This is a genomic window from Xenorhabdus taiwanensis, assembly GCF_036512875.1.
In the GTDB taxonomy this organism is placed as follows: domain Bacteria; phylum Pseudomonadota; class Gammaproteobacteria; order Enterobacterales; family Enterobacteriaceae; genus Xenorhabdus; species Xenorhabdus taiwanensis.
The window spans coordinates 3298215-3318052 of record NZ_AP028978.1; the positions used below are offsets into that span (position 1 = coordinate 3298215).

Consider the following 19838-nt stretch of genomic DNA (forward strand, 5'->3'; position numbering starts at 1 on the left):
CTCCTAATGTAAAACCCAGCGACAAAGCGCTGGGTCAATAGTCATCACTTTATGATAGTGATGTTAACATCATCAATCAGTTCGCAATAATTATGAATGCCTGACATTAGATTATTTTTTAGAATTGTCACCAATATCACTGTCTGATTCATCTTCTGGATTGATAAAATTACGCCGTCCCCATTTACCAACATAGAACTGCGAAAGCAAAATCCCCAGTTCAAATAGCAAATACATGGGAACAGCCAGCAAAGTCTGGGAGAAAACATCAGGTGGTGTTAACAACATCCCAATCACAAACGCCCCAACTAAAATATAAGGACGTTTTCTCTTTAGTGATTCTGGCGTCACTACCCCACTCCAACACAGCAAAATAATGGCAATGGGTATTTCGAATGAAACACCAAAAGCCATAAATAGCGCCATAACAAAGCTTAAGTAATTGCTGATATCCGTCGAGATTACCACCCCTGCGGGCACAGTATTGATAAAGAAACCAAACGCAATGGGAAAAACGATAAAATATGCAAATGCCATTCCCAGATAAAACAATACGCTGCTGGAAAACAATAAGGGCATAATCAAACGGCGTTCGTGCTTATACAGTGCCGGTGCAATAAATGCCCATACTTGATAAAGGATCATCGGTGCTGAAACAAAGACAGACACCACAATGGTCAGTTTAATGGGTGTAAAAAAAGGTGATGCAACATCTGTTGCAATCATATTTGCACCTTTAGGTAATTGCTCCATTAAAGGTGCTGCAATAAGCCGATAAATGTCATTGGAAAAATAAACCAATGCCAGAAACACTATCAGCACGGTAATTAGGCTATTTAAAATCCGCTTGCGCAGTTCAATCAGGTGACTGATAAGAGGTTGGGTATTATCCACAGACATGTTTCAGTGTTCGCTATTTGCTTGTTCAGGAGATTTTTTTTTCTGTTGCTCTGTTCTTGCGCTCGATGGCTCTGCAATCACGGGTTCCACACTGACCTGTTCTGAATTCGAATGCCTTGCAACCGATTGGGACTCAGAAGAATGAAAATGCGTTTCGTCTTCCTCTAATTCCCTCATTTCATCCGGTTTCAACTGATAGGTATTTTTCAATGATTCAGCGGCTTCCTTCAATTCCGCCATTGATGCTTTTAGTTCTGGCGAAAGTGATTGCAGGTCAGCTTTTTCTTCCATTTTTTTCAGGGTGTCCTGAAGCTCTTGCAATTTTAATTCCTGAGCAAGTTCATTCTGGACATTAGCCGCCAACGCGCGCAATGCCCGAATCCATCCAGCCACTGTTTTGACCGCAACAGGCAAACGCTCCGGCCCCAAAACAACCAAGCCAATGATCATCACTAACAGTAGCTCACTAAAACCAATGTCAAACACGGTTTATACCTGCTCTTTGTCTTTACTTTTGTTCTCTGATTTTTCAGATTGCGCAGCTGTGGATTTTTCAGTGAGGTTTTTAGTTTCAAACTCGGCATCCTGACTCATTTTTTCCGGCTGTTGTGGCTTTTCATCATCACTCATTGCCTTTTTAAAGCCCTTTATTGATTCACCCAAGTCTGAACCCAAGGTACGAAGCTTATTAGTACCAAACAACAGTACGACAATGACAGCAATAATGAGCAATTGCCAAATACTTATACCACCCATACTGACCTACCTCTATTCATCAGAATATGACTCGTGATTTAATTATAAACGACGAACGTTATGTTCGAAAATAATGCAATTATATCAAGGATCGTAACAAAATTACCTTCGTTTAATATTCATCATTACTGAATTATTGATGTTTACTTAAATGACGCCAGCCTAATCCCCATGATGCAATTCCGATACCTATCATTCCCCAGGCCAGATTTTTCTGATCTATGATGAAAAACAAACTACCACAGATAAAGAGAGTTGCACCAATTCCCAACAAATAAAGAGACTTACGCTGTCTGAGCTGTTGTTTCCTGAATTGTTGCGATATTTGATCAATGCTGCTCTGCAAACGTCGGTGCTGCTGGAGCGTGCCATATACCAGCTCTGGAAGCTCTGGTAACTTTTCCGCCCAATAAGGCGCTTTCTCTTTAAAAGCACGCACAATAGCGGGAAGCCCAACCTGATCATGCAGCCAATCTTCCAGAAAAGGTTTTGCTGTTTTCCACAGATCAAGCTGAGGATAAAGTTGACGCCCCAAACCTTCAACATACAACAGCGTTTTTTGCAGCAGAACCAACTGGGGTTGCACTGTCATATTAAAACGACGAGCGGTATTGAAAAGGTTTAGCAGAACATGCCCAAATGAGATTTCAGCCAGTGGCTTTTCAAAAATGGGTTCACAAACGGTACGGATAGCAAATTCGAAATCTTCCACATTGGTATCTGCCGGCACCCAGCCAGAATCAACATGCAGTTCAGCGACCCGACGATAATCACGATTGAAGAAAGCAATGAAATTTTCGGCCAGATAACGTTTATCATCTTTATTCAAAGAGCCAACAATGCCGTAATCGATGCCGATATAAGTAGGATCTTCCGGTTTGTCATAACTGACGAAAATATTACCGGGATGCATATCCGCGTGGAAAAAACTATCGCGAAATACCTGAGTGAAAAATACCTGAACACCACGCTCAGCCAACACTTTCATATTGGTGTTCTGCGCTTCTAAAGCCGCAATATCTGACACGGGAATGCCATAAATGCGCTCCATTACCAAAACATTTTCCCGGCAATAGCCAGGATAGACTTCCGGCACATAGAGCATTGAGCTATCTTCAAAATTACGCCGCAATTGAATCGCGTTTGCAGTTTCACGTAATAAATTCAGCTCATCAAGCAGGGTTTTCTCATATTCTCTTACAACTTCACGCGGACGAAGACGACGACCATCAGGTAAAAGGGGAACCAGATTAGCCAGACGATACATTAACCGCACGTCAGCTTTAATGACCGGCAGAATATCCGGGCGGATCACCTTCAGGACAACTTCTTTGCCATTTTCTTTCAATCGAGCAGTATGTACCTGAGCGATAGAAGCAGAAGCCAGTGGTTGTGGATCAAAATCCTCAAACCAGGTTTCCAGCGCTCCCTCTAAAGCCGTTTCAATCGATTTTCGTGCCACTGCACCATCAAAGGAAACCACCCGATCTTGTAACATCGAAAGTTGATCTGCAATCGCAGGCGGGAACAAATCACGACGCGTGGAGAGCATCTGACCAAATTTGATCCACACGGGGCCGAGTTCTTGTAATGCTAAACGCAAACGTTCGCCGAGAGGTTTATTCTTATGCTTGTTAGGTATCCAAAACAGGAAATAACGCCCAAAACGCAACGGCCATGTCAAACGAATATTAGGGATAAGCTCATCCAACCCGTAAGAAAGAAAGACTCGGATGATAAAGTAAAGCCGCCTAATTTCACTGGGTGTCATGTTTTCCCTCCAGTACCGCCAACCGTTTTTCGAGTTGGTTCATCTGATTGGCAACAGCATTAACTTCTTCACTGAAATAAGCCACTTCCAACGCGCTGGGAACCATTTCCCATTCTTCCGTCAATGATTCGGTGAAATACGTTTTCTTCCTTGCAATGGTATTGCTGGCGAATTCAAAACTTTTCTTCATCATTCGGGTAATACCTTCCGCGACAATATCACCAACATAAGGAGAAAGATAATGCGCAGGGTCCCACTCTGACATATCCAGCAAAGCAGACCATTGTTGAATCACCTGCATGTCCCCTTCAATGACAATTTCACCGCTGTTAATCAGAGTTGAAAGGCACTGGCGATCCTGTAGCTTGAGTAATGCAGGGAACGTTGCTTTCATCGAGCAATCCACAGGTTCTGACCATTGGCTCAAAACATCCACTCGTTTTTCACTGAATATCAGTATCAGGGGGGTTTCGATTTCTTTCAGTTTAATGGACAGTATTTTACCTGCCAGTCTCAAGCGGGCAGGTTTTAATACAGCTTCGCGATATAACAGATGATTCAGGGTTGTTTCCAGAAAGGCCGTTACTACCGGAAACAACACATTATCATTTGATGCCGCTGAACTCATACTACGGCTTGATGAAGGTGTTTCCATCTCAGAATTTGAATCCTTTATGCAGTGCAACAATCCCACCAGTCATGTTGGTGTAGTAAACCTGATCAAAGCCCGCATCTTCCATCATACCTTTTAAGGTTTCCTGATCAGGATGCATACGGATGGATTCTGTCAGATAGCGATAACTGTCCGCATCTTTCACAACCATCTGACCGATTCGGGGCAGAACATGGAATGAATAAACATCATAAAGCTTACTTAATGGTGCCAGTATTGGTTTGGAAAACTCCAGCACCAACAAACGTCCGCCTGGCTTAAGTACCCGATACATGGAACGTAGCGCTTTTTCTTTATCCGTGACATTACGCAAACCAAAGGAAATGGTAATACAATCAAAGTGGTTATCTGGGAAAGGCAGCTCTTCAGCATTGGCTTGAACATAACTGACATTGCCTACGATGCCGATATCGCGTAATTTTTCGCGTCCAACTTTCAACATTGAGTCGTTGATATCTGCCAGAACAACCTGACCTTTTTCCCCCACCATTCGGGAAAATTTTGCGGTTAGATCGCCTGTCCCACCAGCGAGATCAAGCACCTTATGACCACGGCGAACACCACTTGACTCAATAGTGAAACGTTTCCAGATACGGTGAATGCCAAATGACATCAAGTCATTCATTAAGTCATATTTCGAGGCCACAGAGTGAAACACCTCTGCCACCATCTCTTTTTTTTGTTCTTTGGCCACGGTGCGGAAACCAAAATCAGTGGTTTCTTTTGATTGATCTGCCATGTTATTTGTCCGCTTTTTATTCAAAAAAATTTATAGCCAGTGTACCAGCCTTTCTAACAAAACCCTATTCTGACTTCACTCATTTACCTGCAACGATTGGAAAGACTTATCAATTAACTGTGAATCAATAGGACGCTTTACATCCCCGCCTAAATCACGAAATGACAACTCGCAATTACCCCATCCACTCTGCCAACCAACGCAGGCCAAATGCTCCTGGTGCTAAGATACCGAATGCCCAAATCAATGCAGAAGCTAAGTTAGCAAGCTGAAAATGACGTTTTGGCATGGCACAAATTCCAGCCACCAGCGGTACAACGGCTCTCAACGGACCAAAAAAACGCCCAATGAAAACACCCCATACACCCCATCGTTCAAAGAAACGGTGTCCGCGAACCAACGTTTGAGGATGGCGAGAAAGCGGCCACATCTTGCCGACATCTTCTTTGTAATGGCAACCAAACCAGTAAGAAACCCAATCACCAAAGAAAGCGCCGGCGGCTGCGGCTATCCATATTGGCCAGAAGGTTAACCCACTTTCACCAATCAATGCACCTAATCCCAACAAAATGATCGTTGCTGGTAACAATAGGGAAATAAATGCCAACGATTCACCAAATGCCAGTAGGAAAATGATGGGAATTGCCCAAACTTCATGGGCTTTTACGAAGTTTATGACCAGTTCAATAATTTCATGCAGGCTCACATTAATCTTTCCTGTGTTATATCAATAAGATGTTATAGATTAGCCCTGAACAATCTGCCCAATGCTAACCTGATATTTTTATTCAATAAAATAAGTTTGTAGTTTTTCACGCGCAGCGATATTAAGCCCGATATCTTTTTCCAACCAAATATCAATACTGCCATAATGCTGGTTAATGCTATCAAGTGCAGTCAGTAAAAATTCTTCTCTCACTGAATAAACATAGGCAAATTTTTCAACCACACTTTCACTCATCATTTTTGCGTGTTCACTCAGTAAATAATCTCGGTACGGAGCTAACGTGATATTGGTCAACAAATAATCTTCCATCACCGTATCCAGATCCGCACCCAATGCGAATAAAACCAGTGCAGAACCTACTCCGGTCCTGTCTTTACCAACTGCGCAATGTTGTACAATTCCGCCTTTCTCGGGTTGCAATAATAATGTTGCTAATCTCTTATAGGCTGGATTGTTAATGGGTAGCAATTTATATAAGCGAGACATAAATGTTTTCACGTCGAATTGCTCCAGTATTTCCTTGTCTAACTTATCCAGATTGGCATCCACTTCTTTGGAAAGGGGATTGGCAGGAACATGGTGATAATGCGCCCCATTCCATATTCGATCGGGTTTATCCATAATTTCGCTGCTATCACGATAATCAATGATCTGCAAAAGGTTTTGATCCACTAAAAAAGCCTGATCATTGTCTGTCAGTCTGTCCAGTGAACCGGAACGAAATAACAATCCTGGTTTAATTCTGGTGCCGTTGTTCAGTGTCTTATTACCTAAATCACGAAAATTAATGCCGCCATTCAAAGGAAGTAGTGAAGGATGAGATAGAAATGTTGTGGTCATAGTCACTCTTGTTGCGATTAAAAAATAGTTAATAGAACAAACTATCTATTAGTACAAAATGCTATGACATTAGCAAATTTTAAAATGAAAGGAAGAAAAGATCGCACAAACGATAGGGCCAGAATATTCTGACCCTTGATGAAAGACGTTACAACAGACGGCGGGTGGCCTCCACAACTATCCCCAACGCATGACTTTCTGTTTGCTTCAGTAATTCAGCATCTGGGATTTCCTGTTGGGTTCGGTTAACAATCACACCCGCTACCATACCAGCCCGCAGTCCCTGACTTGCACACATGGTCAGTAATGTTGCTGATTCCATCTCAAAGTTCATTACGCCCATTTCTTGCCATTCTTTCATCGAACCCTGAAAACGACGAACGACACGGCCAGAATAAGTATCGTAACGTTCCTGACCTGGATAGAAAGTATCAGAAGAGGCAGTAATACCAACATGGGTAGCAGAACCAGATGCTTTTGCTGCTTCATACAAAGCATTTGTGCACTCAAAATCAGCAACCGCAGGGAACTCCATTGGGGCAAAGTGCAAGCTGGCACCATCCAAACGAACCGCGGCAGTCGTAACCAATACATCCCCTACATTGATATGTGGCTGAATTGCACCAGTTGTTCCGATACGCAGGAAAGTACGAACTCCCAACTGTGCCAATTCCTCTACAGCAATCGACGTTGAGGGACCGCCAATGCCTGTAGAGCAGACAACCACGGACTTTCCGTCAATTTCTGCACGCCAGGTTGTAAATTCACGGTGGGAAGCCAAATGTACTGGGTTATCCATCAGGCGCGCAATTTTCTCAACACGGTTAGGATCGCCGGGTACAATCGCCAGAATTGCGCCTTGCAGATCGCTTTTGGTGATACCTAAGTGAAACACATCAGACATATCAGACTCCTCAACGGACATGATTCAAAATATGAATACCTAAATTTAGTCACTACTCTGACATTTTTTAGTGATTTAAATCATCTTTAATTGATCTAAATAAGAAACACATACATAAATTTGTGATAAATATCACATTTAAAAATAACGCCCTCTACAGATCGCTATAGCTATTCACATAAAAGTTACATGACGAGATTAAGAAGCAATACACCACACAATCCGATTCCCCATGCAATTGTGGTAGGAATCGACCAAACGATAATCTGCTGCCTTGCATTTTTAATGCCCATCATCCGGTTAACCACCCAGAAAAAGCAGTCATTGAAGTAACTGAAAAACAGTGTACCCATCATCGCAGCTTGAGCCGCCACCAACATATTAACATCCGGTATCTGCTTGATAACCGGCGCAGAAATAGAAGCCGCAGTTATCATTGCCACTGTACCAGAGCCTTGAATTATGCGTATGAGCGTTGCAATGATAAATGGAATCAAAACAGGTGTTATGGGCAGGCCGGCAATATAATGCGCTAATATCGTCCCTGTTGAGCCTTCGTTCAACACGGCGCCTAATGCTCCTCCCGCTCCTGACACCAACAAAATAATGCCTACCGTTTTTAACCCTGTTTCCAGATGTTCAGTTACTTCATGCTTACTGACGTTTGGCATTAAGGTATAAACCGCCAGTAATACACTGATTGCCAGCGCAATAATGGGGGATCCTAGAAAATCAAAAATCTGAAAATAGAAAGCGTTCTCCCCACCAGCAAACTCATCAGTTTTCAATATCATTCCATTAATGACACCAATAAAAATCAGGACAATTGGCACGACGATGGGTAAAAGAGAAAGAAACAGGCTAGGAAGTGATTTTTGCTCTTTTTCTTCCATATAACGCTGATGTACTTGTGGCAAATTTTCTGCACTTTCTTCTGAATCACCAAGTTGATATTCAGGATATTTAGTCTCCAACCATTTTGCATAGCAGGTAATCCCAATGACGCAAGGCACCGCCAGTATCATACCAGCCAGCATCATTTGGCCGATACTCACTCCGAATATTCCGGCGACACCAAGCGGCCCTGGTGTTGGAGGAACAATATGGTGAGTCACCACTAACCCTCCCGCCAAAGCAACCCCAAGGGACAATACATTGCGTTTACCTTTCTTCGCCAATGCTTTCACCAGCGGATAGAGGATCACAAAAGCCGAATTCACAAATATGGGGATACTGACAATATAACCGGTAATCGCCAAAGCCCACTCTTCGCGCCTTTTACCCAGCCATTTAATCAGGCTAAAAGCGATCTGTTCGGTTGCTCCCGAGACTTCTAATATCCTCCCCATCATGCATCCCAATCCAATCACGATACCGATGTTGCCTAATGTCGAACCAAATCCTTTAGCGATCACTTCAACGATATTATTCATAGACAAACCACCTGATATTCCGGCGATTATTGCCACAATTAGCATAGCAATCAGGACATGAACGCGAGTCCGCAAGACCAGAAAAACCAGCGTAAATACCGCCACTCCCAACCCTATAATTGGAATATAAAACTCCATCACAAAACCTCATTAAAAATGGATAAATTGGAACATGCCATATTTGCTATGCTTTTCGCTATCAGAAATCGATATTTCTCCAAGGAAAATTTTAGATAGCATCTGTTTTATAAAACAATCCGCAAAAATACATTGCACAAGGGAGAAAGTGATTATTTATTATTAATCAGGACGGTGACAATAAGAGAGGATAGTTGAGATGAAAAATGAAAATCGCTTGACAATTATGTGTTGAAAATGAACCTGCCAGAAAAATAAATTTCTTTTTCACCCGCCACATTGCACTCACTGTGACGGGTATTCTCAGCTTATTTAAATTTAAACTGCTTGATTAAACTCTAAGTTAACTGTTTAACGAAGAGCGCAAGCGTTTTGCCGCTTCAACCATGTTTGCCAACGCTTGTCTGGTTTCCGTCCAACCACGAGTTTTCAAGCCGCAGTCAGGATTAACCCACAAACGCTCGACCGGAATACGATCAGCCGCTTTGCGTAACAATGCCTCAATCCATTCAACACTAGGGACGTTTGGTGAATGAATGTCATACACACCAGGCCCTATCTCATTCGGATATGAGAAATCTTCAAACGAATCCAGCAACTCCATATCCGAGCGTGAGGTTTCAATGGTGATCACATCCGCATCCAGTGCTGCAATGGATGGCATGATGTCATTGAACTCGCAATAACACATATGAGTGTGGATTTGGGTGTCATCTTTCGCGATTGCTGCACTCAGTTTGAAAGCATCCACCGCCCACTCCAGATATTCCTGCCACTCTTCTCTGCGCAGTGGTAAGCCTTCCCGCAATGCAGGTTCATCAATCTGGATAATGCCAATGCCTGCTTTCTGCAAATCATCAACTTCATCCCGCAAAGCCAACGCGATCTGTTTAGCGATGGTTTCACGGCTGACATCTTCCCTTGGGAATGACCAACAGAGAATGGTTACAGGCCCCGTCAACATGCCTTTGACTGGCTTATCAGTCAAGGATTGCGCATATGTCGCCCAGTTTACCGTTATCGCCTCTGGACGGCTAATATCGCCAATGATTACCGGTGGTTTCACGCAACGGGAGCCATAACTCTGCACCCAACCATTTTGGGTAAAGACATAACCGTCAAAGTGTTCACCGAAATATTCCACCATGTCGTTACGCTCAGCTTCACCATGTACCAATACATCCAGCCCCAAATGTTCCTGCTCTTGGATCGCCTGTTTGATATGCTCACTGATGTTGGCTCGGTAGTGCGTACTATCCACCCGACCTTTTTTGAAATCGAGACGCAGGCTACGAATTTCCGTTGTTTGTGGGAATGAACCTATGGTTGTTGTTGGCCACAGCGGTAAGTTATAACGTTGACGCTGAAGTTTAGCACGCTCAGGATATACCTGATTACGTTCACTATCCTGTGGCTTTATTGCCGCAATACGTTCAGCAACCGCTGCATTATTCACCCTTGTGGAACTGCGACGAGCACGAATTGGGGCACTATAGGCATCCAGCTCAACCTGTTTATTGCCTTCTGGTGCATTCAATGCTTGTGATAACAAAGAAAGTTCCGCACATTTTTGCAATGCAAAGGCAAACCAGCTTTTCACTTCTTCATCCAACCCAGTTTCATCATTCAGATCAATGGGGCTATGAAGCAATGAACAGGACGTGCCGATCCACACATTTCTCTTACCAACCAATGGTGCAACAAGCTGATATTTCTCACTCAAATCGGCTCGCCAAACATTGCGGCCGTTAATTACACCCAATGAAAGCAACCAATCTTCCGGTACAGATTTATCCAAATTCTCAAGAGAATCCCTTCCTGCAACCAAATCAACATGCAATCCTTGTACTGGCAGCGATTTTATGGTCTCCAGATTGTGACCGATGCTATCGAAATAGGTCGTCAGCAACAATTTCACTTGTCCCTCAAGTGCTTGATAAGCTGTTGAGAATGCCGCCAGCCACTCTTCTGGTAATTCCAGTACCAGAGCTGGTTCATCAATTTGTACCCATTCAATGCCACGTTTTGCCAGTTCCGCCAGCACTTGCTGGTATACCGGCAGGATATCTTTTAATAGAGACAAGCGATCAAAAACTTTGCCTTTCACCTTACCGAGCCATAAATAGGTCACGGGTCCCAAAAGAACAGGTTTTACGCTGTGCCCTAGTGCCAAAGCTTCATCAACTTCGTCCAACAATTGAGTCCAACCCAGTTTAAATTCCTGCCCTTCCTGAAATTCAGGCACGATATAGTGATAATTTGTGTTGAACCATTTCGTCATTTCCGAAGCTGCCGCAGGTGTGCCTGTTGGTGCCCGCCCACGAGCGATACGAAACAGTGTATCCAGATCAATATTGCCATCTTCATTTTGATGACGCGGTGGAACATTGCCCAGTAACAGGCTTGTAGTCAATACTTGGTCATACCAGGCAAAATCACCAACGGGGACTAAATCAACACCCGCTTCTTTTTGTTGTTGCCAGTGACTTGCACGTAATTCACGACCTGTCTCCAGCAATTCCTGTTGAGAAATTTTACCCGCCCAATAGTTTTCTTGCGCCTTTTTTAGTTCTCTTTTCAATCCGATACGTGGAAAACCTAATGTATGATTCAAAACCGTCATGTCGTCACCCGTAAATTTTTAGCCGTCTAGATGTTTACACTTCTATAATCAACAGGTAGTGTATAAACCACAAGCGCAAATTATTCATTATCATCTTGAAGGTTTTTCATGATCGAGCTAAAACACTTAAAAACACTACAAGCACTGAACCATTGTGGCTCACTCGCAGCAGCGGCAAATTATTTGCACCAAACGCAATCTGCCCTTTCCCATCAGTTCAGTGAATTAGAACACCGGCTGGGATTTAAATTATTTATTCGTAAAAGCCAACCCTTGAAGCTAACGGCTCAAGGAGAAGTGTTATTAAAGTTGGCAGAGCAAGTCTTACCCTTAGTGACAGCTTCCTTACGTCAATGCCATGAGCCGGAAGAGACAAACTTACGCATCGCCATTGAGTGTCATAGCTGTATTCAATGGCTGACACCCGCACTTAAGCGTTTTCGTGAAAGTTGGCCACAGGTTAATGTAGACTTTAAATCTGGAGTGACATTTGATCCTCAACCAGCCCTGCAAAAACGCGAACTGGATATTGTTCTGACATCTGACATTATTGCAGACAGTAACCTGCACTATACGCCACTGTTTGATTATGAAGTGAAATTGGTGATCGCACCAGATCATCCACTGGCAAATAAACGCGATATTCGTCCACAAGATCTCGCGGCCGAAACTTTGCTGATTTATCCTGTCCAACGCCAACGGATGGATATCTGGCGACGTTTTCTCCAACCTGCGGATATTACTCCAACATTAAAAACTGTCGACAATACGCTATTGTTAATTCAGATGGTTGCCGCCCGATTGGGTATTGCCGCCTTACCACACTGGGCGGTGGAAACATTCGAAAGACAAGGATTGATTGTAACCCAAACATTGGGAGAGGGATTATGGAGCAGATTGTACGCTGCCAGCCGAGAAGGGGAGCAGCGCCAACCCGCTATTGATACTTTTATTCGTTCTGCGCGCCAGCACGCAGTGGACAATTTGCCGTTTGTGAAACGGGTTTCAGTATCCAACGGTGATGCACCCAAAGTGACGCAACAATCAGGCTGCCTCCAATGGTAAAGCTCAGCCAATTAGGATGCTGCTGCCAAATTGCAAAATTGACCAATAACCCCGCCGGAACCAACATATTATTCATAATTGCCAGTGCTCCGGCATCCACTTGGGTGGCACCATAGTTCCACATAAAGTAGCCAATCCCCGACGCACCAACACCCAGCCAAATCAAAACGCCCCACTGTAGCTGAGTTTTTGGTAATTTTTGCGGATCACCAAACATGAGCCAACCGATGATAGCAACAACACAAGCGCCCAGATAGAACCATGAAAATGCCACTCGTTGTGGAATTGGATGGACCTCCATCAAGCGCTTATAACCAACCTGACCAATCGCAAAGAAAATATTTGCCAATTGTACTAGCAGCAAGCCAACCCAGAAAGATTCACTCAATCGGTCATAGCGAATAATCGCTGCACCAGCCACTGCCAATAAAGAACTCAAGGCATACCCCCAGCGTAATCGCTGGCGCCCCATCAGGTCATAAACTAATGTGACATAGAGCGGCGTCATGATGGTAAACAGTAAAAATTCTGCCACAGTCAGGTAATGATAGGCATGAAATACAAACAAATACATCACACCAAGCTGACAGGCACCGACGGCCATATACAGTGAAATGACTTTAAGAGATAACCCACGCCAGCGTAAAAATGGTAAAAAAACCATTGCTGCCAACATGACCCTGACAAGAACCGAAAACCAGCTATCAACCTGACCGGCGAGATAAGCGCCAATCAGGCTAAATGAGGCGGCCCACAAAAATGTTGTGATCGTTAACAGCCACATAATTTATAGGTCTTTTACCTTTTATTGATCTTTTTCCACTAAAAGCGCTTCCAGCAAATCAAGATCATGCAGCAACGTTTGTAGCGTTTCATTACTAATCTTACGGGTTGCACGCAGGTGATATAACTCTCCTCGTTCAGCCCTTAATGCCGTCAAACGGAAGCGCCGCTCTAAATCTTCAACCATCAGGTTATGCTCGATTTCATCCGTTCCCGCAGTACGGCGCCGTAAATAACCGGTAACACGAGAAGCAATTTCACTAATAACTTCTGCATCCAGTTTTTCTTCAGTGCTGGCCGACAGACGCTCTTCCATCTTATTCATACTGACAATCGCAACTTCAGCCATTGCCGCTTTTGCCATTCTGATTTCATTGAGATCTGCCAGCTTATCTCCAACTTTCATGCCACGCAGCAGCAAAGGCAAAGCGATAACCCCGACAAAAAGGGAGAACAGAATCACACCCGCAGCAATGAAAATTAACTGATAACGTGCCGGGAACGGATCACCATCTGGCAAGAACAATGGCACCGACAACGCACCTGCCAGCGTAATTGCCCCACGAACCCCCGCAAATGAAGCCAACCATAACTCACGAGTCGTATAAGAGGCAAACTGAAGCGGTTTTTTCTTTATCAGCATCTTGCTGGTATTTTTCATCAGCCATAACCAAGTGAATCGCAGTAATACCAGCGCAACGTAAATGACACCAACGACAGCGAACAGCATCCAGGTTTCAACATTTGGGTCAAGCTCAGCTTGAGCTACCGATGTTTCCCAGATGCCCGGCAATTGCAGCCCCAGCATGATAAACACCAGGCCATTGAAGACAAAGGCCAGCATTCCCCATACATTATCAGCCCGCAGACGCATATCCAGTGGAGCGTTGCGGATCACTCCGGCTTTACTGATAGTCATACCTGCGGCAACCGCAGCCAAAATCCCTGATACACCGATATGTTCAGCAATCATATAGGAAGCAAACGGTAACAGCATCATAAACATGATTTGAGTTGCAGGATCATCCCCACTCCAGCGACTCATCAAGCGTAGTGATTTACTGTATAACCATGTGATGGCGATACCCGACAACAAACCACCAATCGCAACCTTGAAAAACTCCACCGTTGCGCCAGTGACAGTAAATACCATTGTGCCCATGGCAATCGCCACAGCAAATTTCAGCGCCACCAGACCGGAAGCATCATTCATTAATGCCTCCCCTTCCAGCACGCTCATCATATTTTTAGGAATACGCCCTTTTCCAACAATTGATGACAATGCCACCGCATCTGTTGGGGATAATACCGCCGCCAGTGCAAAAGCAGCAATAAGTGGGATACTCGGCAATAACCAATAGATCAAATAGCCAATGCCAATAACCGTCACCAATACCAATACTAAAACTAAAATGACGATTTCACGCCCATGCTGGAAAAACTCTCTGGTTGGTGTTTTCCAACCATCAACAAATAACAAAGGAGGGATAAGTAAAACGAGGAAGAGTTCAGGATCAAAAGTAACGTGTAAACCAAAATGAGGCCAGGCCAGCAACGCTCCCATTGCTATTTGCACTATCGGCAAGGGGATACGTAACGGAATCATTTTAGTAAGAACACCAGAAACTGACACCACCAAAATCAAGATCAAGATAGTAAAGAATATTTCCATGTTACCCTTACAAATTGCCAAAAATCCGTCAGTGGAAAGATTGTGACTGTTTTTTACTGTTAATAATAGCGCTAATAACCATAAATATTACAGTTATTAAAGAAAATCAAAAAGCAATCACATAGTGAATCAATAAATATTGATTCATTTTTCTATTTTATGCTTATCGACTTGAGCGTGTTGAAAAATTAATACTTTTTAGAATGTGCCTGGCAATCACAGTATGACTAACATTGGAATAGTAAGGATGTGAAGGGATGCGCAAACCCTATTGTTTGCGCATTCTATTTTAATTAGATGGCCCAATTTCCGGCATAAAATACCACTAATACAATGGCAAGTATCACTGTACCAATATTCAGTTTACGCCATTCGCCCGAAAAAATACGCCCAACAACCAGCGCACTGAAACCCAGCATAATACCTGTGACGATATTACAAGTCAGCACGATAAATACGGCGCACAATAAACCTGACATTGCATCAACAAAATCATCAAAATTCAGCTTTCGCACATTACTCAGCATCAGTAATCCGACATACATCAAGGCAGGAGCCGTAGCATAGCCAGGAACCAAATACGACAGCGGAGACAGGAATAAAATCAACAGGAATAAAATACCAACTATGGAGGCGGTTAAACCCGTTTTTCCGCCAGCAGCGGTTCCTGCGGCAGACTCAATATAAACCGCGGCGGGGGAAGAACCGATCGCACCGGCAAAAATACTACTAACAGAATCTGCTGTCAGTGCCTTGCCACCATTGATAATCTGGCCTCTCTTATCCAATAAATTGGCTTGTCCCGCCACAGCCCGAATTGTACCTGTTGCATCAAATATCGCTGTCATTACCAGCGCCAAAACACTAGGTAATACAATAGGCTGTAACGCTCCCATAATATCCATACTGAACATCAGGGACAGACCATCTTCCCCCAATGTAGGAAACTTAAAGAACCCTTGATATTTAACGGCTGGATCAAAAATCAAACCGATGATAGAAATTGCGATAATCACCAACAGAATACCGCCCGGCACTTTTTTTCGCTCCAGACCGATAATTCCCGCCAGTCCCAATAGCGTCATAACTACAGGAAATGAATTCAATGAACCAAACGCAACAGGCAAACCTGCATGTGGATTCTTAATCACCAAGCCAACACCATTGGCTGCAATTAACAATAAAAATAACCCGATGCCAATACCCGTTCCATGTGCAATGCCCATTGGCATATTACGCAAAATCCACGCTCGCACGCCCGTTACTGAAATTAACGTAAATAGACACCCCATCAGGAACACCGCACCGAGTGCCACGGGAATGCTTACCTGCTGCCCTAATACCAGGCTGAATGCGGTAAATGCAGTCAATGAGATCGCACAACCAATCGCCATTGGCAAATTGACCCACAATCCCATCAATAACGAACCGATACCAGTCACCAGACAAACAGAAATAAACACAGCGGTATGAGGAAATCCGGCTTGCCCAAGCATCCCCGGTACCACAATAACGGAATAGACCATCGCCAAAAATGTCGTTAATCCGGCAAGAATTTCCTGACGTACCGTCGATCCACGTTCAGTAATCTTAAAATACCTATCGAGTTTGCATTGAGTTGGTGCCTGCATACCAGACATGTTTTTCCCCTGCTTCTGTTAAATATGTCGCTTTAAAAAACGCTCATTCTATTTCTTCACTTCTCCAAACGAAAACGATTACGTCACAAGATAATAAAAATCAATGCTGTGTTCATTGGTTCAACCATTCGCTTGCGCAATCGTTTGGCTTTTTGGGTAAAGAAACTGTGAGAAAATTTGAGGCGGACGATTATCCAGTGAATCAGGGATAAGAATCAAGCGATAATCACATCGAAGATGATAAAACTCATGCGCTGTATTTTGTATGTTAACAAGGTAACTGGTTAACATTGAGGCATATTTACTCAATAATGAGAAAAAGAATATTTTGCCGTAGGAAATTCTGGTCTTCTAACTCAGTTATCAAAGCCGTAGATTTGCTGGCTGATGAAATAGGTCTTATAACCTATAATAATCAATATATTACCTAATTCCTGCGCCATATCGACACATTTTTATGCGGCCTTTAAGCCTGACCTTGTGTAAAATCCCCTCAATTCGATTTTTGACTGGTTCATTAGGATTTCTGTAAGAATTAAGGAGATAAACCATGACAACTTATGCCCTGGTAGGTGATATCGGCGGTACAAATGCACGCCTGGCATTATGTGATGTAGATACTGGGCAACTGAGCGCAGTCGAATTCTATCCCTGTGCACATTATGAAACACTTGAAATTGTTATCCGCCAATATTTGAAACAGCAGAACTGTGAGGTTAAATATGGCTGTATCGCTATTGCCTGTCCGGTGACGGATGATGTGATCAGTATGACCAACCACAGTTGGCGTTTTTCTGTTAGCCAAATGAAAGCATCGCTGGGATGGGAACGTTTTGAGGTGATTAACGATTTTACTGCCGTTTCCCTCGCCATTCCGGTTTTGGGGGCAGATGATGTCATTCAGATTGGTGGAAAGCAACCTCAGGCTAAACGCCCCATTGCGGTTTATGGTGCAGGAACTGGATTAGGTGTCGCACATCTTATTCACACAGGAACCCAATGGATGAGCTTGCCTGGTGAAGGTGGTCATGTGGATTTTGCGCCAGAGAGTACAGAAGAAGATCATATGTTGAGCGTACTGCGTGAAGAATATGGTCATGTCTCCGCTGAACGTGTCCTTTCTGGGCCTGGTTTGGTGAATATTTACCGTTCTCTGATGAAACTTAACGGTCAAGTCGCCGAAGATATTACCCCTCGCGATATTTCTGACCGTGCACTGAGTGAAAATTGCCCTATCTGCAAACAAGCGTTAGAACTCTTCTGTACCGCATTAGGGCGTTTTGGTGGGAAGAAACTTAACGGTCAAGTCGCCGAAGATATTACCCCTCGCGATATTTCTGACCGTGCACTGAGTGAAAATTGCCCTATCTGCAAACAAGCGTTAGAACTCTTCTGTACCGCATTAGGGCGTTTTGGTGGGAATTTAGCTCTGAATCTTGGCGCATTTGGCGGTGTTTATATTGCGGGTGGGATCGTCCCGCGTTTCCTTGATTTCTTCCAAAAATCAGGTTTCCGGCAAGGGTTTGAAAACAAGGGCAGATTTACGGACTATTTAAAAGATATTCCTGTGTATCTGGTTACTCATGATAAACCAGGGTTATTGGGTGCGGGATCTTATATTCGCCAATCACTAGGTAAAGCGATTAGTTAAATAGAACCGAGATATTTATATTCTCTCATGCTATTTATTTGATTTTATGGTAATAATTTTGATAAATATTTAGCATGAGTATTTTATGAGTAAGATTTTTCGGGTATTCGGAAAACTTGGTTGACGGAACCACATGAAGAGATAATATCTTCAGAAACATTATTCTCGCTATGTCCAAGATAATGTAGATTTGCTCGTGGTGATTGACCAACCGATGACGTCTGAGGTTCGGGAATGTCTGGCTGCCGATTTAATGATGATATCGGGGCGATATCCTTCTGATCCTGATGGACGTCGCCCTGTTGAACTGATTGTTTTCTTGTGCGCCGATCTCTCCACATCACGTTATCCTGCCCGGAGCGAATTTATTTACGGCGAGTGGTTGCGTCACGAATATGAGGCAAGAGAAATTCCCAAGCAGGTTTGTGATCCAGAACTTACCTTGGTATTGGCTCAATCACGACAGGAAGCGATTCCTCTGGTCGGCCCTAACGCCAGCAGCCTTCTACCCGCTATTCCAAGATCGGATATTTACCGTGCTATTAAAGATGTCTTACCGGCTTTAATTGAGACACTACAGGGAGATGAACGCAATGTTCTGCTAACACTAGCTCGTATGTGGCGAACATTAGTTACTGGAGAGTTTGTCTCTAAGGATGTTGCTGCCGATTGGGCGGCTGCTCGCCTTCCAGCTATACAGGCCGCAGTTTTAACCAATGCGCGGGAGAACTATTTGAGAGGACGTGAAGAAGATTGGCGAAATCGCCAGCAAGAACTTCAGCTCACGGTAAGTTCACTGCACGATTGTGTGCTAACAAATCTATGTGTATTGGCTCAGACTTGATCTGGCAATCATCAAAACAAAGCGAACAATTGCCAGATCAAATTTAAACGACTACAGATTGCAAAATTGCGACTGGCTCTGACCAGATATCAAGCCGCTCTTTCAGTCCACTTAGAACGGAATATCATCATCGAAATCCATCGGCGGCTCATTGCTCTGTGGCATAGGAGACTGCGCTGGACGAGATGGAGCACCGCCGCTGAATTGCTGAGAAGCTTGCGGCTGCTGTGGTTGCCCCCAACCGCCTTGTGCTGGTGCATCCTGTGCTGCGCCACTACGGCTACCCAACATCTGCATTACCCCACCGATAGGATTGACCACAACTTCCGTGGTGTAACGATCCTGACCGTTCTGATCCTGCCATTTGCGAGTCTGCAAAGAACCTTCGATATAAACCTGAGAGCCTTTGCGCAGATATTCACCGGCGACTTCTGCCAATTTGCCGAAAAATACGACACGATGCCATTCAGTTTTCTCTCTCATCTCACCGGTTTGCTTATCACGCCAGCTCTCAGACGTTGCCAGAGTAATGTTGGTAACTGCACCGCCATTCGGCATATAGCGAACTTCTGGGTCCTGTCCCAAATTACCCACTAAAATAACTTTGTTTATGCCTCTGCTGGCCATTGGGAATACTCCTGATGAAATGAATTTTGCTAAAAACGGATTTCTCTAATTA

18 protein-coding genes are annotated in these 19838 nt (G+C 43.8%); 3 read left to right on the plus strand and 15 right to left on the minus strand.

Features of this window, described 5'->3' with window-relative positions:
* Positions 1-111 precede the first annotated feature (111 nt).
* The 11 genes from tatC to metE form a co-directional block, all read right to left on the minus strand.
* Positions 112-900 (minus strand): Sec-independent protein translocase subunit TatC, encoded by a 789-nt coding sequence (tatC, locus tag ACE1SE_RS15285; RefSeq protein WP_374051592.1) that lies wholly within the window; start codon positions 898-900, stop codon positions 112-114.
* A 3-nt stretch (positions 901-903) separates the two neighbouring features.
* Positions 904-1386 carry a Sec-independent protein translocase protein TatB gene (tatB, locus tag ACE1SE_RS15290; RefSeq protein ID WP_374051593.1) on the minus strand — a complete coding sequence of 161 codons (483 nt, stop codon included), beginning with the start codon at positions 1384-1386 and terminating at the stop codon, positions 904-906.
* A 3-nt stretch (positions 1387-1389) separates the two neighbouring features.
* Positions 1390-1656, minus strand: coding sequence for a Sec-independent protein translocase subunit TatA (gene tatA / locus ACE1SE_RS15295; protein ID WP_374051594.1), 267 nt, complete (start codon positions 1654-1656; stop codon positions 1390-1392).
* A gap of 133 nt (positions 1657-1789) precedes the next feature.
* Complete coding sequence (gene ubiB, locus ACE1SE_RS15300) at positions 1790-3427, minus strand: ubiquinone biosynthesis regulatory protein kinase UbiB (protein WP_374051595.1); 1638 nt, start codon at positions 3425-3427, stop codon at positions 1790-1792.
* The gene (gene ubiJ / locus ACE1SE_RS15305; RefSeq protein ID WP_374051596.1) at positions 3414-4082 is read right to left on the minus strand and encodes a ubiquinone biosynthesis protein UbiJ; all 669 of its coding nucleotides are present in this window, start codon (positions 4080-4082) and stop codon (positions 3414-3416) included. Before ubiJ ends, ubiB begins: the two co-directional genes overlap by 14 nt.
* Position 4083: 1 nt before the next feature.
* On the minus strand, positions 4084-4839 hold the full coding sequence (gene ubiE, locus ACE1SE_RS15310; RefSeq protein WP_374051597.1) for a bifunctional demethylmenaquinone methyltransferase/2-methoxy-6-polyprenyl-1,4-benzoquinol methylase UbiE: 756 nt from the start codon (positions 4837-4839) through the stop codon (positions 4084-4086).
* Positions 4840-5014: 175 nt separating this feature from the next.
* Positions 5015-5545: a DedA family protein gene (locus ACE1SE_RS15315; RefSeq protein ID WP_340615201.1), complete on the minus strand. Its 531-nt coding sequence runs from the start codon at positions 5543-5545 to the stop codon at positions 5015-5017.
* Positions 5546-5623: 78 nt separating this feature from the next.
* Entirely contained in the window at positions 5624-6406 is a 783-nt protein-coding gene (locus ACE1SE_RS15320) for a tyrosine-protein phosphatase (protein ID WP_374051598.1), read from the minus strand.
* Positions 6407-6554: 148 nt separating this feature from the next.
* Positions 6555-7310: a uridine phosphorylase gene (gene udp / locus ACE1SE_RS15325; protein ID WP_374051599.1), complete on the minus strand. Its 756-nt coding sequence runs from the start codon at positions 7308-7310 to the stop codon at positions 6555-6557.
* A gap of 185 nt (positions 7311-7495) precedes the next feature.
* The gene (locus ACE1SE_RS15330) at positions 7496-8881 is read right to left on the minus strand and encodes a GntP family permease (protein ID WP_374051600.1); all 1386 of its coding nucleotides are present in this window, start codon (positions 8879-8881) and stop codon (positions 7496-7498) included.
* Positions 8882-9224: 343 nt separating this feature from the next.
* Positions 9225-11504 (minus strand): 5-methyltetrahydropteroyltriglutamate--homocysteine S-methyltransferase, encoded by a 2280-nt coding sequence (metE, locus tag ACE1SE_RS15335; protein ID WP_374051601.1) that lies wholly within the window; start codon positions 11502-11504, stop codon positions 9225-9227.
* 108 nt (positions 11505-11612) lie between these two features.
* Between metE and metR the strand changes: the two genes are divergently transcribed.
* Complete coding sequence (metR, locus tag ACE1SE_RS15340) at positions 11613-12569, plus strand: HTH-type transcriptional regulator MetR (RefSeq protein WP_374051602.1); 957 nt, start codon at positions 11613-11615, stop codon at positions 12567-12569.
* Here metR and ACE1SE_RS15345 read toward each other — a convergent pair.
* The 3 genes from ACE1SE_RS15345 to ACE1SE_RS15355 form a co-directional block, all read right to left on the minus strand.
* Positions 12454-13353, minus strand: a complete 900-nt coding sequence (locus tag ACE1SE_RS15345) for a carboxylate/amino acid/amine transporter (RefSeq protein ID WP_374051603.1) — start codon at positions 13351-13353, stop codon at positions 12454-12456. The genes metR and ACE1SE_RS15345 overlap by 116 nt on opposite strands.
* A gap of 21 nt (positions 13354-13374) precedes the next feature.
* Positions 13375-15024, minus strand: coding sequence for a Na+/H+ antiporter (locus ACE1SE_RS15350; protein WP_374051604.1), 1650 nt, complete (start codon positions 15022-15024; stop codon positions 13375-13377).
* A 293-nt stretch (positions 15025-15317) separates the two neighbouring features.
* Positions 15318-16664 (minus strand): NCS2 family permease, encoded by a 1347-nt coding sequence (locus ACE1SE_RS15355; protein ID WP_374051605.1) that lies wholly within the window; start codon positions 16662-16664, stop codon positions 15318-15320.
* A gap of 550 nt (positions 16665-17214) precedes the next feature.
* Between ACE1SE_RS15355 and glk the strand changes: the two genes are divergently transcribed.
* Both glk and ACE1SE_RS15365 read left to right on the plus strand, forming a co-directional pair.
* A complete protein-coding gene (gene glk, locus ACE1SE_RS15360) occupies positions 17215-18315 on the plus strand; it encodes a glucokinase (protein ID WP_374051606.1) in 1101 nt (366 codons plus the stop codon).
* Between the two features lie 214 nt (positions 18316-18529).
* Positions 18530-19159 (plus strand): aminoglycoside adenylyltransferase domain-containing protein, encoded by a 630-nt coding sequence (locus ACE1SE_RS15365; RefSeq protein ID WP_374051607.1) that lies wholly within the window; start codon positions 18530-18532, stop codon positions 19157-19159.
* A gap of 111 nt (positions 19160-19270) precedes the next feature.
* Here ACE1SE_RS15365 and ACE1SE_RS15370 read toward each other — a convergent pair whose 3' ends face one another.
* Positions 19271-19786, minus strand: a complete 516-nt coding sequence (locus ACE1SE_RS15370) for a single-stranded DNA-binding protein (protein WP_374051608.1) — start codon at positions 19784-19786, stop codon at positions 19271-19273.
* Positions 19787-19838: the final 52 nt, after the last annotated feature.